The sequence below is a fragment of the Azospirillum brasilense genome, assembly GCF_005222205.1.
Taxonomy (GTDB): domain Bacteria; phylum Pseudomonadota; class Alphaproteobacteria; order Azospirillales; family Azospirillaceae; genus Azospirillum; species Azospirillum brasilense_G.
The window spans coordinates 1,171,155-1,187,042 of sequence record NZ_CP032345.1; the positions used below are offsets into that span (position 1 = coordinate 1,171,155).

The 15,888-nt window shown below is 68.3% G+C and carries 17 protein-coding genes; 11 read left to right on the forward strand and 6 right to left on the reverse strand.

What is annotated here, in order from left to right:
- Nucleotides 1-124: 124 nt before the first annotated feature.
- Nucleotides 125-511, reverse strand: coding sequence for a hypothetical protein (locus D3869_RS05735; protein WP_137139277.1), 387 nt, complete (start codon nt 509-511; stop codon nt 125-127).
- Nucleotides 512-642: 131 nt separating this feature from the next.
- On the reverse strand, nt 643-1,482 hold the full coding sequence (locus D3869_RS05740) for a universal stress protein (RefSeq protein ID WP_137139278.1): 840 nt from the start codon (nt 1,480-1,482) through the stop codon (nt 643-645).
- Between the two features lie 472 nt (nt 1,483-1,954).
- On the opposite strand from D3869_RS05740, the gene D3869_RS05745 reads away from it, so the two are divergent.
- Nucleotides 1,955-3,703, forward strand: coding sequence for a putative bifunctional diguanylate cyclase/phosphodiesterase (locus tag D3869_RS05745; RefSeq protein ID WP_137139279.1), 1,749 nt, complete (start codon nt 1,955-1,957; stop codon nt 3,701-3,703).
- A 52-nt stretch (nt 3,704-3,755) separates the two neighbouring features.
- Here D3869_RS05745 and D3869_RS05750 read toward each other — a convergent pair whose 3' ends face one another.
- Nucleotides 3,756-4,391 (reverse strand): glutathione S-transferase family protein, encoded by a 636-nt coding sequence (locus D3869_RS05750; RefSeq protein WP_137139280.1) that lies wholly within the window; start codon nt 4,389-4,391, stop codon nt 3,756-3,758.
- Nucleotides 4,392-4,599: 208 nt separating this feature from the next.
- Between D3869_RS05750 and D3869_RS05755 the strand changes: the two genes are divergently transcribed.
- On the forward strand, nt 4,600-6,000 hold the full coding sequence (locus tag D3869_RS05755) for an aspartate aminotransferase family protein (protein WP_137139281.1): 1,401 nt from the start codon (nt 4,600-4,602) through the stop codon (nt 5,998-6,000).
- 90 nt (nt 6,001-6,090) lie between these two features.
- Here D3869_RS05755 and D3869_RS05760 read toward each other — a convergent pair whose 3' ends face one another.
- A complete protein-coding gene (locus tag D3869_RS05760) occupies nt 6,091-6,468 on the reverse strand; it encodes a hypothetical protein (protein ID WP_175426402.1) in 378 nt (125 codons plus the stop codon).
- A gap of 497 nt (nt 6,469-6,965) precedes the next feature.
- On the opposite strand from D3869_RS05760, the gene hemA reads away from it, so the two are divergent.
- The 4 genes from hemA (at nt 6,966) to D3869_RS05780 (ending at nt 10,043) form a co-directional block, all read left to right on the forward strand.
- Nucleotides 6,966-8,180: a 5-aminolevulinate synthase gene (hemA, locus tag D3869_RS05765; protein WP_137139283.1), complete on the forward strand. Its 1,215-nt coding sequence runs from the start codon at nt 6,966-6,968 to the stop codon at nt 8,178-8,180.
- A 193-nt stretch (nt 8,181-8,373) separates the two neighbouring features.
- Entirely contained in the window at nt 8,374-8,919 is a 546-nt protein-coding gene (locus D3869_RS05770) for a hypothetical protein (protein ID WP_137139284.1), read from the forward strand.
- A gap of 112 nt (nt 8,920-9,031) precedes the next feature.
- Complete coding sequence (locus D3869_RS05775) at nt 9,032-9,808, forward strand: response regulator (protein ID WP_137139285.1); 777 nt, start codon at nt 9,032-9,034, stop codon at nt 9,806-9,808.
- Between the two features lie 46 nt (nt 9,809-9,854).
- Nucleotides 9,855-10,043, forward strand: a complete 189-nt coding sequence (locus D3869_RS05780; protein ID WP_137139286.1) for a hypothetical protein — start codon at nt 9,855-9,857, stop codon at nt 10,041-10,043.
- Here the strand turns inward: D3869_RS05780 and D3869_RS05785 are convergent.
- Complete coding sequence (locus tag D3869_RS05785) at nt 10,018-10,755, reverse strand: SDR family NAD(P)-dependent oxidoreductase (protein ID WP_014239345.1); 738 nt, start codon at nt 10,753-10,755, stop codon at nt 10,018-10,020. The genes D3869_RS05780 and D3869_RS05785 overlap by 26 nt on opposite strands.
- 141 nt (nt 10,756-10,896) lie before the next feature.
- Here D3869_RS05785 and D3869_RS05790 point away from each other — a divergent pair, with 141 nt between their 5' ends.
- Nucleotides 10,897-12,072, forward strand: a complete 1,176-nt coding sequence (locus D3869_RS05790; RefSeq protein WP_137139287.1) for a ChaN family lipoprotein — start codon at nt 10,897-10,899, stop codon at nt 12,070-12,072.
- A gap of 132 nt (nt 12,073-12,204) precedes the next feature.
- Here D3869_RS05790 and D3869_RS05795 read toward each other — a convergent pair whose 3' ends face one another.
- Nucleotides 12,205-12,774, reverse strand: coding sequence for an NUDIX hydrolase (locus D3869_RS05795; RefSeq protein ID WP_137139288.1), 570 nt, complete (start codon nt 12,772-12,774; stop codon nt 12,205-12,207).
- Nucleotides 12,775-12,984: 210 nt separating this feature from the next.
- Here D3869_RS05795 and rmuC point away from each other — a divergent pair, with 210 nt between their 5' ends.
- The 4 genes from rmuC to def all read left to right on the forward strand — a co-directional run bounded on the left by rmuC (nt 12,985) and on the right by def (nt 15,872).
- The gene (rmuC, locus tag D3869_RS05800) at nt 12,985-14,475 is read left to right on the forward strand and encodes a DNA recombination protein RmuC (protein ID WP_137139289.1); all 1,491 of its coding nucleotides are present in this window, start codon (nt 12,985-12,987) and stop codon (nt 14,473-14,475) included.
- Between the two features lie 201 nt (nt 14,476-14,676).
- A complete protein-coding gene (locus D3869_RS05805; RefSeq protein ID WP_014239340.1) occupies nt 14,677-14,886 on the forward strand; it encodes a cold-shock protein in 210 nt (69 codons plus the stop codon).
- A 108-nt stretch (nt 14,887-14,994) separates the two neighbouring features.
- Complete coding sequence (locus D3869_RS05810; protein ID WP_014239339.1) at nt 14,995-15,225, forward strand: hypothetical protein; 231 nt, start codon at nt 14,995-14,997, stop codon at nt 15,223-15,225.
- A gap of 140 nt (nt 15,226-15,365) precedes the next feature.
- Nucleotides 15,366-15,872: a peptide deformylase gene (gene def / locus D3869_RS05815; protein ID WP_137139290.1), complete on the forward strand. Its 507-nt coding sequence runs from the start codon at nt 15,366-15,368 to the stop codon at nt 15,870-15,872.
- The last annotated feature ends 16 nt before the right edge of the window (nt 15,873-15,888 follow it).

Sequence of the window (15,888 nt, forward strand, 5' to 3'; positions counted from 1 at the left end):
CCACCGCGGCGAGCATGGCCGGACAACAGGATGATGTCCATGCGAGAATGCGTCGTTGTGGAGCCGATGACGGGAAGCCCGCTCCCCTCAAGGTCAAGCGGACCAGGTCAAACGGCCCGGCCGGTCACCAGCCTCCGTAGAACCTTACGCTCGGCCCCGGATAGGGGCGCGGTCCCCAGTCGTTCCGCCAAGCACGGTGATGGTGATGACGGGGCGGCGGCCCCCAGTAGGGGGGCGGGGCGACCACGATGGGCGGCGGCGGGCGGTAGCCCGGCACGACGATCACCCGGCTTCCCGGCGGCGGCACGATCACCGAGGGCCCGCCATAGGGAGGACCGCCATACCAGGTTCCGCGGTCGCGCGGGCCGTGCGCGTCCGCCGCCGTCGGCAGAACGGCCAGCGCCAGCGCCCCGGCGATGCCCAGCACCGCCATGCGGGCCGTCGGGCGGACGGACGCGGCCACGCCCCGGGAGCGGATGCGGTGGAGAAACGTGGGGATCAGCGCGCTCATGCCGGCCTTCCTTCGCAGGGTCCGGCGGCGCCCGTCGACCCAAGTCCACTGACCCAAGTCCATGGACCGAAGTCCGGCGCCGCCACACCGGAATGAACAGGCGGCACCGCCGGACTATTCCAGGACGGGCCTCAATGGCTCATCAGGACCGGGACCGTCATGTGCTCCAGCATGTAGCGGGTCATGCCGCCCAGCACCTGCTCGCGCAGCCGCGACCGGCCATAGGCCCCCATGACCAGCAGGTCGCAGGACTCATCGGCGACCGTGTTCAGCAGCGTGTCGCCCGGATCGATCTGGTCGGTCACGATGTGGGTGGCTTCCACCCGGCAGCCGTGGCGCGACAGATGCTTGGCGATGTCCGCGCCCGGCTCGTCGCCGATGCCGGCGGGACCGGCCTTGGGATTGACGGCCATCACCACCACGCGCTTGGCGGCGGTCAGGATCGGCATGGCGTCGGCCACCGCGCGGGCCGCCTCGCGGCTGCCGTTCCAGGCGACCAGCACGCGCTCCCCGATGTGGGGGAAGGTGCCGGCGTAGGGCACGACCAGCAGCGGACGCCCGCATTCGAACACCAGATCCTGCGGCAGCGCGATCGGGCGGTCACGGTCGCGGTGCGGATCGGCCTGCCCGACCACCACCACGTCGGCGTAGCGGCCATGCAGCGCCGCGCTGTCCGTCGGATGCCCATAGAGCACCCGCCATTCCGAGCGGTCGGTCAGGCCGTTGCGGCGCACCGCGTCGGCGAAGAGGGCTTCCGCCTTGGCGGTCTGGCTCTCGGTGTAGCCGCGCTGCATGGCGCGCACCTCGTCCGGCAGTTCGGCCTCGACATAACCGGGCAGGGTCAGCGGAACGACGGGGTAGAGGCCGGTGACGTGGCCGTCGGTGCGCGCGGCCAGTTGGGCGGCGGCATCGATTCGCGCCGCCGCGGCGTCGGTATCGTCGACGACCACCAGCAAATCCTTGAGTGCCATGGCGATTCTCCCTCGCTCGCGCGGGTGGGCGATCGTGGTGCACCACCTCTTCTCGCGCATTGGTCGAAATTATAGCCCGCCACGGGCGGTTCTGACGACAATCAGAATGGAGAACGCTGGCATGCCGCATCCGCGCGCCCACCCGGCCCGGTCGCCGGCCTAGGATTCGGCCGCCCATGGCCCGCGCCGGTCCCCCGCGATCACACCGGCAACCTGCCGTGGTCCGCCGCGGATCGGCACACGACCCGCCGGCCTGGACCGACGCCGATGCCACAAATCCAATCAACTTCCATCAAAACATCAACCGTGATTTGCACGAATACCCGAGTATGATGGTTGGCTTGGTCGTCCGGCAATTATAGTGGGGCGATGCTTTCGACCTTCTTCGGCGGCTTTGGTTTTGACGGGTGGGCATTCTTTCGCGTAAGTGTTGATCGTGGTTTTCCCAACGGTGTCTCGACCATTCCCGCCCATGAAGCCGGACCCTCACCTCGCCTCCCTTGCCGCAGCCCTGTCCGGCACCGCTTCCGGGGCTCCGGCTCTCGACACCCTGCGGCAGCTTCTCGACGTCATGCCGGCGATGGTCGGGCTGCTCGACACGCAGCGGCGGCATCTCTACGCCAACCAGGCGTATCTGGACTATATGGGACGCACCCAGGACTCCCTCATCGGGACCACGGTCGGCGATATCCTCGGGCCGGAAACCCTGCGCAACAACAGCGCCGCGGTTGAACGCGCGCTGGACGGCGAGACGGTGCAGGTGGAAGGCTGGCTTCCGCGGGCCGGCGGCGGCAACGACTATGTGATGCGGGTGCACGCGCCCTACCGCGACCCGGACGGCTCCATCGCCGGCTATTTCGTCATCATGCAGAACATGACGGAGCGGCGGCGCACCCAGGACGACCTTTTCCGGCTGGCTTACTACGACCCGGTGACCGGGCTGGCGAACCGGCTGCTGCTGGTCAAGCACATGGCCGATTTCCACGCGATGGGGGAACCCTTCACGGTGGTGATCGTGGACTTCGACCGCTTCGTCGACGTGCGCACCAGCCTGGGCCAGGGCTTCGCCAACGAGATCCTGACCGACGTCGCCACGCGGCTGAGCGTGCGGGCCGGGTCGGTCGACCTGATCGCCCGCATCAGCGACCACGCCTTCGCGCTGCTGATCGGCGGCACGCAGGACCCGCTGGCGGTGGAGGAGCGGCTGTCCACCATCGCGTCGCTGGTCCGCTCCGCCAAGACGGCGTCGGGCGCCTCGGTCTTCCTGTCGGCCAGCATCGGCGTCGCCGCCTCCTGCGAGACCCACACCCGGCCGGAGGACGTGCTGCGCGACGCGGAGATCGCCACCGGCCGCGCCCGCGAGCAGGGCGGCGGGCGCCACGCCTGGTTCGACCCGGCCATGCACGCCCGCGTCGTCGAGCAGGTGCGGCTGGAGCACGACCTGCGCCGCGCGCTGGAGCGCGGCGAGGAGCTGTGGGTCGCCTACCAGCCGATCGTCGAGATGGTCACCGGCGGGCTGGCCGGGTTCGAGGCGCTGGTGCGCTGGAACCATCCGGAGCGCGGCAACATCCCCCCCGGCGTCTTCATCCCGATCGCCGAGAGCACCGGCCTGATCGTCACGCTGGGCGCCTGGGTGCTGCGCGAGGCGTGCCGGCAGATCGCCCAATGGCAGGACCAGCGCCTGCCCGGCTCCGCCAACCTGTTCATGAGCATCAACCTGTCCACCCGCCAGCTGAACGACCCCGACATGGTCTCGCTGGTGCGCGAGGTGCTGCGCGAGACCGGGGCCGAGCCGTCCTGGATCAAGCTGGAGATCACCGAAAGCGCGGTCATGGAGAAGGCCGAGCAGTCGATCCGCCTGCTGCAGACCCTGCGCGGGCTGGGCATCAAGATGTCCATCGACGATTTCGGCACCGGCTACTCGTCGCTGTCCTACCTGCACAAGCTGCCCATCGACAGCCTCAAGGTGGACCGCTCCTTCGTCATGGCCATGCACCAGTCGGAGGAAAACCGCGCCATCGTCCGCATCATCATGGATCTGGCGCGGCTTCTCGGCTTCGATGTCATCGCCGAGGGCATCGAGACGAGCGCCGACGCCAACCTGCTGCGCGCGCTCGCCTGCGACTACGGGCAGGGCTACCATTTCGCCCGCCCGATGCCCGCCGCCGACGCCGACCGGCTGGTCGGGGCGGAGCATCTCCCCTGGCAGGTGCCGCGCTGAGCGGCAAATGCCGCTCAGCCTTAAAAAAACTGAGCGGCCCCCCCCTGAACCCTCAATAATAGGGGGCGCCGAGCCCTTCGGCCTCGAACGCCGCCTTGACCGCGGGACGGGCGAGCACGCGGGCGAGGTAGGGGCCGAGGTTGGGCAGGCTGCGCGCGGGCGTGCCCATGAAGCGGGTCCAGCGCGCCAGCATGAACAGGTAGGGATCGACGGCACTGTAGCGGTCGCCCAGGAACCACGCCTTGTCCCCCAGTTGACGGTCCAGCAGCGTGAAACGCTCCAGCAGCCGCGCCTCCGCCATCGCCTTGACCGAGGCCTGCGCCTCCGCCCCTTCGGCGTGACGCTCCGGGTAGAAATAGACCAGCATGTCGGCCTGGACGGTGTTGGTCAGAAAGACCAGCCACTGGTAGAAAGGCGCGCGCTCCGCCGTGCCGGGTGCCGGGGCCAGCCCGGCGGCCGGGTGCGAATCGGTCAGATGCAGGCAGATCGCCGCCGCCTCGAACAGCACCAGATCGCCGTCGACCAGCGTCGGCACCCGCCCGTTGGGGTTGAGCCGCAGATAGTCCGGCGCCTTGTGCGCGGCGGTGGCGCGGTCCAGCAGGATCATCTCGAAAGGCAGCCCGATCTCGCGCAGCAGGATGTGCGGCGCCATCGACGCGCTGCTCGGCATTCCATACAAAGTGATCATCGTTCCTCTTCTTGTCCGAAACTCCGGCGCTTGCGCCATGGGCCTGGATGCCATGCAGGACGGGAATGCCCGCCCCACCCCCTGATTCTCCGGCTTTGTCAGGAGGGCCAACCATGCCTATGATCGGGAGCGCCGTTTAACATTTTCAACAGCGGCGAACCAGCATCGGCAACGACCGACTCCGGCAGCGAACACAGGGATAGAGATCATGACCGAACAGGGCGTCGCGGCGACTGAAAGTTTTGGGGTTGGAAACTCCGCCGCCAGCCGCGACAAGGCGTATTTCCTCCACCCCTACACCAACCTGCACGCGCACGAGACCCAGGGCCCGCTGATCATCGAGCGCGGCGAGGGCGTCCGCGTCTTCGACGACAGCGGCAAGGAATACATCGAGGGTCTGGCCAGCCTGTGGTGCGTGTCGCTGGGCTGGGGTGAGGAGCGCCTCGTCGAGGCCGCCACCCGGCAGATGCGCAAGCTGCCGACCTACCACGTCTTCGGCCACAAGAGCCACGAGCCGGGCATCGATCTGGCCGAGCGGCTGATCAAGCTGGCCCCGGTGCCGATGTCCAAGGTGTTCTTCGCCAACTCCGGGTCGGAGGCGAACGACACGGCCGTCAAGCTGGTCTGGTACTACAACAACGCGCTGGGCCGCCCGGAGAAGAAGAAGATCCTGTCGCGCGTGAAGGCCTATCACGGCGTCACCGTGGCGACGGCCAGCCTGACCGGCCTCGTGAACAACCACCGCGATTTCGACCTGCCGATCGCGCGCATCCAGCACACCGACTGTCCGCACCACTACCGCTTCGCCGAGCCGGGCGAGAGCGAGGAGGATTTCGCGACCCGTCTGGCGGAAAGCCTGGAGGCGCTGATCCTGGCCGAGGGGCCGGACACCATCGCCGCCATGTTCGCGGAGCCGGTGATGGGCGCCGGCGGCGTCATCGTCCCGCCCGCGACCTACTTCGCGAAGATCCAGCCGATCCTGAAGAAGTACGACATCCTCCTGGTCGCCGACGAGGTGATCTGCGGCTTCGGGCGCACCGGGAATTTCTGGGGCAGCCAGACCATGGGCATGCAGCCGGACATCCTGACCTGCGCCAAGCAGCTGTCCTCCGGCTATCTGCCGATCTCCGCCGTGATGGTGTCGGACGCGGTCTACCGGGCCTGCGTCGAGGAGAGCAAGAAGATCGGCACCTTCGGCCACGGCTACACCTACTCCGCCCATCCGGTGGCGGCGGCGGTCGCCATCGAGACGCTGAAGATCTACGAGGAGCGGGATCTGGTCGGCCATGTCCGCGCCGTCGCCCCACTGTTCCAGCGCCGGCTGAAGGCCCTGGCCGACCATCCGCTGGTCGGCGAGGCGCGCGGCGTCGGGCTGATCGGCGCCCTCGAGCTGGTCGCCGACAAGGAGACCAAGACCCCGTTCGATCCGGTGGGCCGGGCCGGCGCCGTGGTGAACGGGCTGAGCCAGGAGAACGGCCTGATCATCCGCGCCATGGGCGACAGCGTGGCGGTTTGCCCGCCGCTGGTCATCGGCGAGGAGGACATCAACCTGATGTTCGACCGCCTGACCACGGCTCTGGACGCCGCGATCCCCGTGCTGCGCGGGTAACGGCCGGCGCCGTGACGACGAAGGGCCGCCCCGCCATCCGGCGTGGGCGGCCCTTTTCATTCGACGGCAGGCATCAGGCGATGGCAGGCATCAGGAACGGGCGGTGTTGATGACGTGCGACGAGACCGGGACCCCCGCCGCCGCCGCGTCGCGGATCAGCGCATCGGCGGTCGGCCAGACCATCCGCCCATCCAGCTGCATCAGCGTGTCCTCGTGCACGGCCATGTAGCCGCCCACGCTGGCCATGAAGATCAGACGCGCCAGACGCACCGTCGGCGGCGCGGGCTCCGGCGGCCCCTCCGCGGCGCGGGCGGAAGGCGGCACGGCGGGGCGCCGCGGCACGGACGGCGCCGGGGAAACCACCGAGGGAGCCACCAAGGGAGCCGCCGTGGAGGAGGCCGAGCGGAAGGGGATGATCTTGCTCGCGCCGGCGCCGATGGCACCGTGGCCCATCTCCGGGCCAGACATTCGCCGGCCACGCGCGCTGTCGAACGTCACAACGGCATTCATCCTGCAATACTCCTCATCAACACCTTGAATGAATGGTCTCACCTCCTCCCTGTTTTCGTCCATACGACCTTGTTCGTAAAAGATCACTCCAAAGGTAGTCGGCGCAATCGGACAGGAGACACGGCGGAATTTGCTGTCCGTTATACCTCGCAAACATTCATAATCACTTGCGATCATCAATGAAACGCCGGGACGAAAGGGTGTTTCCCGATCACGGCAATGGCGCGACGGCGCCGGGCATGAAGCCTCCGGCGCGAGGGATCGTCCATAGGTCGAATGGTTCCGCGGCGCCGGATCGGCGAGAATTGGTGCCGCGCGGGGCAGGCCTTTTGACATCGGTCAATGCCGGGTGGCAACGCGGCGACGATCATGCCATCTTCCTAACGTGCTAGGCCCGGTGGCTGGTCCGCCCGGATGGCACCCGCCCCTTCGGATGAACGCGAACGGAACGCGCGATGGATTACGAGAGCTTTTTCCGCACCCAGATCGCCAGCCTGAAGCAGGATGGCCGCTACCGGGTCTTCGCCAACCTCGAACGGCACGCGGGGAACTTTCCGAAAGCCACCTTCCGCGACGCCGCCGGGAAGGAACGGGAAGTCACCGTCTGGTGCTCCAACGACTATCTGGGCATGGGTCAGAACCCGGTCGTCCTGAAGGCGATGCACGACGCCATCGACGGCGTGGGCGCCGGCGCCGGCGGCACGCGCAACATCTCCGGCACCAACATCTACCATGTGCTGCTTGAGCGCGAACTGGCCGACCTTCACCAGAAGGAGGCGGCGCTGCTGTTCACCTCCGGCTACGTGTCCAACGACGCGACGCTGGGGACGCTGGGCAAGCTGCTGCCGAACTGCGTGATCCTGTCGGACGCGCTGAACCACAATTCGATGATCACCGGCATCCGCAACAGCGGCGCCGAGAAGCACATCTTCCGCCACAACGACCCCAAGCACCTGGACGAGCTGCTGTCGCAGATCGCCCCGGACCGCCCGAAGGTCGTGGCCTTCGAGAGCGTCTATTCCATGGACGGCGACGTCGCCCCGATCCATGACCTGTGCGACGTCGCCGACAAGCACGGCGCCATGACCTATCTGGACGAGGTGCACGCGGTCGGCATGTACGGCCCGCGCGGCGGCGGCGTGGCCGAGCGCGACGGCGCCATGGAGCGGCTGACCATCATCGAGGGCACGCTGGGCAAGGCCTTCGGCGTGCAGGGGGGCTACATCACCGGCTCCACCGCGCTGGTCGACTGCATCCGCAGCTTCGCCGCCGGCTTCATCTTCTCCACCTCCCTGTCGCCGGTCCTGGCCGCCGGGGCCCTGGCCAGCATCCGCTACCTGAAGACCAGCCAGACGGAGCGCGACCAGCACCAGGAGCGCGCGGCGACCCTGAAGCGCCTGATGGCCGAGGCCGGCCTGCCGGTGATGCCGTCGGCCAGCCACATCGTCCCGGTGATGGTCGGCGACGCCCACCGCTGCAAGCGCGCGTCGGACGAGCTGATGGAACGGCACGACATCTACGTCCAGCCGATCAACTATCCGACCGTGCCGCGCGGCGCGGAGCGCCTGCGCTTCACCCCCACCCCGCTGCACAGCGACGCCGAGATGGCGCGCCTCGTCGACGCCCTGCTCGACGTGTGGAGCCGTCTGGACCTGCGTCTGGCGGCGTAAAGCCCCGGCCCCCCCTCCTGCGCGCCCCGCCCGCGCGCAGGAGGGGATTCGGTGATCTCCCTGCGATGATGGCATCGGCGCTCTGGACTTGTCGGCCGGAGCGCCTTACCTTTAGACGTTGCTGAGAACGTTTCGCAACGTTCGGTCCGCAACCGTCACCGCCACCGCCACCGCTACCGCCCGGGGGTTCGCCATGTACCGTGACAACTCGCTGATGCCGAAGGAGGCCGTGCGCCTCGCCGTCCTGGGCACGCTGATCCAGAACGGGCCGCAGCGTTATGCCGAACTGGCCGGCGCGCTCCGCCATTTCCTCGACCGCATCGTCGGCCCGTCGCTCGACCTCATGGGCACCTCGCTGGAGATGCTGCGCTACGAGGGGCTGATCGAGGCGCTGGATGGCACCGGCATGGAGGACAACGCCCTGCTCGGTGCGACCGAGGCCGGACGGGCGGAGTTCGACACGTTGATGCGCGCCAACGTCCGCGCCCCGTCGGCGGACGGGCTGAACAAGCTGGTCATCGCGCTGAAGCTGCGCTTCCTGCACCTTCTGGATGTCGAGTCGCAGCGCGACCAGATCGACCACCTCGCCTCCCTGTGCGAGACGGAGCTGGCCCGCCTGGGCGACCTGAAGCGGGCGAGTGCGGGGACCGACGGCCATTTCGCCGAATGGCTGGAGCACGACATCGCCCAGGCCGAAGAACGGCTGACCTGGTTCAACAATCTCCTGTCGCGGTTGTGACCGGCGCGGCGTTTTAGCCGCCTTTCATGCGGGTATTTGTTTCGCGTTAGGGTTCTGGTGTAGTTTTCGGGGCCATACTGCCTAACCCGAAAGCATAGTCAGGACCCCCACCATGGCTTCCAACCTGTCGCCCGACGATCTTGAAGACCGCCTGCGCGTCGAATTCATGGACGACGCCCGCGACCGGTTGGAGGTGATGAACGCCGCGTTGGAAGGCGTGGCCAAGGGCACGCGGGAGGAAACCTCGGTCATCGGCGTCCTCCGCCTGGAAGCCCACAATTTCAAGGGCATGGGCACCAGCTTCGGCTATCCCACCATCAGCCTCGTCGCGCACCGCCTGGAAGAGTATCTGTCCGGGCTGAAGCGGCTGGAGGCCCGCGAACGGAACGACGCGCAGGTCTTCGTGGACCGGATCGCCGAGCTGGTGGACCGCGCCGAGCAGCCGCAGGTTGCCGAAACGAACCGGATCATCCGCGCCCTGCCGGTGCGCTACCAGTTCGAGATCACCGACATCCAGATCAGCAACGTCGAGATCATGCTGGTCACCCCGTCCAAGGTCGTCGCCAAGAAGCTGGGCAGCGAACTGGCGGCCTGCGGCTTCCGCACCATGACGGTCAGCGACCCCATCGAGTCGATCAGCCTCGCCGTGCGGGTCCCGCCCGACATGCTGATCGCGTCGATGGTGATGGACGGCCTGTCCGGCCTGGACCTGATCCGCGGCCTGCGCGCGATGAGCGTCACGCACAACGTACCGATGGCGCTGCTCACCTCGATGAGCCTCGACAACCCGGCGCTCAAGGAAATCCCGCACGGCGTCTCGGTCATCCGCGTCGGCGAGCATTTCGGCGACGACTTCGCGGCGGTGGTGGCGAAGCACAACCTCGGCTGAGGTTCAGGAGTCTTGCGGGCAAAAGGACTTCACGGATTTCGCGGATTTGAAGCACGGATTACACGGATTTTTCTTTGATCTTGCTCAGCAGAAGCGTCTCGAAAAGCCATTGCTGGGCGAGCATGAAAGAAAAATCCGTGAAAAGATCCGTGAAATCCGTGTGAATCTTGTGATCCAAGCCCATCACCCGCAACGGGCAACCACCCGCATCAATACAGATGCTGCCCGCCGGTGATGAACATTTCCGTCCCGGTGACGTAGCCCGAGTCGGGGCCGCACAGGTAGAAGATCACCGCCGCCACGTCCTCCGGCGTGCCCATGCGCTTCAGCGGGATGCGCGGGATCAACACGTCGTATTCGGGGCCGGTCATGGCGGTCTCGATCTCGCCCGGCGCCACGGCGTTGACGCGCACGCCGATCTCGGCGAACTCCACGGCCATCTCGCGGGTCAGGCCGGACAGCGCCGCCTTGGACGTCGAATAGGCCGACCCCGCGAAGGGGTGCACCGAATGGCCGGCGATCGAGGTCACGTTGACGATCGCCCCCTTCGCCCGCGACAGCGGCGCCGCGAAACCGCGGGCCAGCACCAGCGGGGCGAAGAAGTTCAGCTCGAACACCCGGTGCCAGCCTTCGATGGCCCCGTTCAGGCAGCCGAGACGCTCCTTGATCGGCGTCTTGGGCGAGATGCCGGCGTTGTTGATCAACGCGTGCAGCGGCGCCCCGTCCAGCGCGCGGTTGGCCTCCTCCAGGAAGCGGGCGCGGCTGTCCGGATCGGACAGGTCCGTCGGGATGTGGTGGGTCCAGTTCGGATCGCGCCGGCAATGGTCCGGCACCTCCTCGCGGGAACAGGAAATGACCCGCCAGCCCTCGGCGCTGAAGCGCTGCACGGTGGCGTGGCCGATGCCCCGGCTCGCGCCGGTCAGAATGACGGTTTTACGGTGCGGCATGATGTCCAAGGATACCCCGCTTCGCCGCACCGCGCCAGCGCGGCCGTTGCCGGTCGGACCATGCACCGTTGACGGGCGCCCTCCACCGCCCAACCTTCAGCCTGCGTCCAACCGTTTCACGTGTCCAGGAGGGCCGCCGACGTGCTCCCCCGTTTGATGGCTGTCCTTCTCCTCTCCGGCGGCCTGTTGGCCGGTCTGGGCGACAAGGCTGCGGCGCAGGCCGCCGCCCCGACCAATGCCTGCGTGCCGCCCGGCGGCTGGTCCGACGCCGCCGCGCGCCCGCTGAACGCCGCCGACCTGCTGCGCCGCGCCGCGGCGTCGCCCGCCGTGCTGCTGGGGGAGCGGCACGACAACGCCGACCACCACCGCTGGCAGCTTCACAGCCTGGCGGCGCTGCACGCGCTGAACCCCGATCTGGCGGTCGGCATGGAGATGTTCCCGCGCAGCGTCCAGCCGGTCCTCGACCGCTGGAGCGCCGGGCAACTGACCGAGGCGGAACTGCTGCGCGACACCAACTGGGCCAAGGTCTGGGGGTTCGACGCGCGCTTCTACCTGCCGATCCTGCATTTCGCCCGGATGAACCGGCTGCCGGTGATCGCGCTGAACGTCGACCGCGGGCTGGTCAGCCGCACCGCGCGCGATGGCTGGGCCGCCGTCCCCGCCGGCGAGCGCGAAGGCGTCGGCGACCCGGCCCCTCCCCCCGCCTCCTACACCGAGCGGCTGCGCCAGGTGATGGCCGCCCACGGCCCGTCCGAGCGCCGCTCCGGCAGCTTCGAGCGATTCGTCGAGGCGCAATCGGTCTGGGACCGCGCGATGGCGGAGCGGATCGCCGAGACCCACCGCCGGACCGGCCGCACCGTCGTCGCCATCCTGGGCCAGGGGCACATCGAAGGGCGCGACGGCGTCCCCCACCAGCTGGCCGACCTGGGCGTCCGGAACAGCGTCGTCCTGCTGCCCTGGGACGAGGACCGCCCCTGCACCGAGTTGGACGGGCGGATCGCCGACGCGGTCTATGGGCTGGGCGAGAGCGAGGCGCCGGCCGAGACGCCGCGCCCCCGGCTGGGCGTGATGCTGGAGCCGGGGAGCGAGGGGGTGCGCGTGCGCTCCGTCACTGAGGGCAGCGTCGCCGCCGCCGCCGGCCTGGCGGCGGGCGACCTCGTGGTCGCGGCGGCCGGGGCCCCGGTGCGCGAGGCCTCCGACCTGACGGCGGTGGTGCAGCGGCAGGCCCCCGGCACATGGCTGCCGCTGACCGTGAAGCGCGAACAGGGCACGGCGGAGCTGGTGGCGAAGTTCCCCGCATCGCCCGTGGTGGAATAGCGGGGTGGAGTGATCGGGGGCTAAAGCGGATTGCAATCCGCTTTGGATCGCGACGGCGGTCCCGGCCGCACATGCGGCCGAAGCCCGCCGGCAAGTGAGGCGATGTGAGTCTAAAGCGAACGGAAGTTCGCTTTAGAGCATCCGCTCCCACTGCGCCAGCACGTCCGGCGTGGGGTTCACCGCCGGGGCGAAGTCCTGGCGGCCGAGACGCGACCGGTGCTCGCGCAAGGCCCACTGAACGGTCGGGAAGGCCAGATCGTCCCAGGGGATCTCCTCCCAGCGGAACAGACCGACCTCCTGGCTTTCCGGCCCGGCGGACACGTCCGGCGACAGCAGGCGGGCGCGGAAGATCAGTTGCACCTGGCTGATGCGCGGGATGTCGTAGACGGCCAGCAGCGAGTCGATGGCGATTTTGGCCCGCGCCTCCTCCCACGCCTCGCGCGCGGCACCCTCCATGGTGCTTTCCCGCTCCTCCATGAAGCCGGCGGGCAGCGTCCAGTAGCCCTTGCGCAGTTCGATGGCGCGGCGGCACAGCAGGATGCGGTCCTCCCACGTCGCCACCGACCCGACGACGATCAGCGGGTTCTGGTAGGCGATGTAGCCGCAGTCCGGACAGGTCAGCCGCTCGCGGTCCTCGCCGGGCGGGATGGTGCGGACGCGGGGGCCCTTATGGGGGCCGGGGGAGGACGGATCGTCGGGCATCCGTCGGATATGGCGCAGACGGGGACGGCGGGCAAGCCCGCATCGCCACCCGTGCCGCAGGCGGAACGGAGCCGCGGAGGGGTTCTTCTTTGTTCATTGCCCGTTCTCTTTCCTGATTCGTTCCTGTAGTCTCGCCTGAGATCTCGCCTATGGTCTCGCCTGTGGTCTCGCTTGTGGTCTCGGGATTTGCAGCGTTCTTTGGGGAATTTCATGCAGTTCGCGTTCGACGCACAGTCGGTGCTTCTCGGCGGCCTCGCCGGCGCCCTTCTCGGGGCGATCCTCGCCGGCATGATCGTGCGCCTCTACGCCGCACGCGCCGAGGCGGAGGCCGCCGCCATCCACGCCGAACTGGTCACCCGGCTCGACGTCGCCGAGCGAATCGAGGGCGACCTGCGCGAGGAGGTCGAGGCCCGCGACCACCAGATCACCCGGCTGACCGGCGAGCTGTCCGCCGCCCGCGAGCGGCAGGCGGAGCTGTCCACCACGCTGGCCCGCGAGCGCGCGTCGGCGGCGGAGAAGCTGGCCCTTCTGGAGCGCGCGCAGGCCACCCTGTCCGACAGCTTCAAGGCCCTGTCGGCGGAGGCCCTGCGCTCCAACAACCAGAGCTTCCTCGACCTCGCCAAGGAAACCCTGACGACCTTCCAGGAGCAGGCGCGCGGCGACCTGGAGAAGCGGCAGACCGCCATCGCCGACATCGTCGCCCCGGTGCGCCAGTCGCTGGAGCGCATGGACGGCCAGATCCAGGAGATGGAGCGCAGCCGCGCCGGCGCCTACGAGGGGCTGAAGCAGCAGGTGCTGTCGCTGGTGGAAACCCAGTCCCAGCTCCGCGCGGAGACCGGCAACCTCGTCCGCGCCCTGCGCAGCCCGGTGGCGCGCGGGCGCTGGGGCGAGATCCAGCTCCGCCGGGTCTGCGAGATGGCCGGGATGCTGGACCATTGCGACTTCGCGGAGCAGATGAGCGTGGAGGCTGCCGGCGGGCGGCTGCGCCCCGACCTCGTCGTCAAGCTGCCCGGCGGCAAGACCATCGTGGTGGACGCCAAGACGCCGCTGGAGGGCTATCTCGACGGCGTGCAGGCGGCCGACGACGGCGCCCGCCGCGACGGGTTGTCGCGCCACGCCCGCCATGTGCGCGAGCATATGAAGCAGCTCGGCACCAAGGCCTATTGGGACCAGTTCGCGGATTCCCCGGAATTCGTCGTGCTGTTCCTGCCCGGCGAGAACTTCTTCTCCGCGGCGCTGGAGCACGACCCGGCGCTGATCGAGGCCGGCATCGACCACCGGGTGATCCTCGCCACCCCGACGACGCTGATCGCGCTGCTGCGCGCCGTCGCCTACGGCTGGCGCCAGGAACGGCTGACCGACAGCGCCCGCGAGATCAGCGCCTTGGGCGCCGAGCTGTACAAGCGCCTGCACGACCTGGGCGGCCATATGGAGCGGCTGGGCGGGCAGCTCGAAAAGGCCGTGGGCAGCTACAACGGGGCGGTCGGCAGCCTGGAATCCCGCGTCCTGGTCACCGCCCGCCGCTTCCGCGACCTCCACGCCACCCCGGACAGCGCCGAGGAGATTCCCCTGCTGGAACCGCTGGACCACGCCCCGCGCCCGCTCCAGGCGCCGGAGCTTCGCGCGGCCGAGCCCCGGGCAGCGGAATTGAGGGCAACGGAATTGAGAGCCGCGGACCTGCGAGCGGCAGCCAGGGCGTAGGGCCGAAGCCTGCAACCAAGATTTGCCCGTCTTGTTTCGCCTTGCAAAGGACGGGAGCGGTCCCAATTTCCCTCCTGTCATTCTGCTTCGGACTGCCGGCCTGCTACGCCTTCGGGTGCCCAGATCGTCGCTATGCCTGGACACAGTCTGATGCGCCGCACCGGCCGATGCGGCGCCTTTCATACGAAACGGAGAGCAATCATGCCCGTCGGTACCGTCAAGTGGTTCAACAGCACCAAGGGTTATGGCTTCATTCAGCCGGACAACGGCGGCGCGGACGTCTTCGTCCACATCTCCGCGGTCGAGCGTGCGGGCCTGCGCAGCCTGAATGAAGGCCAGAAGGTGTCCTACGAGGAGCAGCGCGATCCGAAGCGCGGCAAGACCTCGGCGGAGAACCTGAAGGCCGTCTGAGCCACGTCTCACGGCACGGCATCGGAGGGGGCACCGGGAAACCGGTGCCCTTTTCCGTTGCACGCTTTTCCTCTACAAGCACCCCCCTGACGTTCGGAGTTTCCCCCCATGGCCAAGACCAAGAAGAAGCAGCCGGTGGACAGCGCCTTCGTGCTGTTCGACGTGCTGTACGAAGACGGCGCCCGCACCTCCAACCGCAAGGTCCCCGGCACGCTGGTCGGCGGGCTGGACGGCGACGAGCCGGCCCGCGGCTTCATCGAGGAGCAGGACCGCAAGATCGCCGAGATGTCCGGCAATCCGCGCGGCCCCATCAAGTCGATCACCCGCTCGCCCCTCTGAGACGAGGCCAGCATGGCTGGGCCGTCATGACAGGATCGGCGGGTCGCCGCGGGTTGTGCCTTGCGCCTTCCTTGACCTCGTGGCCCGCCCCTCATATTTTGACGGATTGTCGCACCTCCACGCACCGTTGCTGAGTTCCCATGGCCGTTCTCGATATCCTCGTCGCCCCGCACCCCGTCCTGAAGCAGAAGGCGAAGCCCGTCGAAAAGGTCGACGCCCGCATCGCCAAGCTGATGGACGACATGGTCGAGACCATGTACGCCGCGAAGGGCATCGGCCTCGCCGCGCCGCAGATCGGCGTCCTGGAGCGCGTGATCGTCGTGGACGTGCACGACAAGGATGAGAAGCCGAACCCCATCCGCCTCGCCAACCCGGAAATCGTCTGGAAGTCGGACGAGACATCGGTGTGCGAGGAGGGCTGCCTGTCGGTGCCCGACCAGTACGCCGAAGTCACCCGCCCCTCGTCGGTCCGCGTCCGCTATTTGGACGAGACCAACGAGACGCGCGAGATCGAGGCCGACGGCATGCTGGCCACCTGCATCCAGCACGAGATCGACCATCTGAACGGCGTGCTGTTCGTCGACTACCTGTCGATGCTGAAGCGCAACATGATCCTGCGCAAAGTCCAGAAGATGCAGCGCGCCTAACTTTCTGACGTTGGAC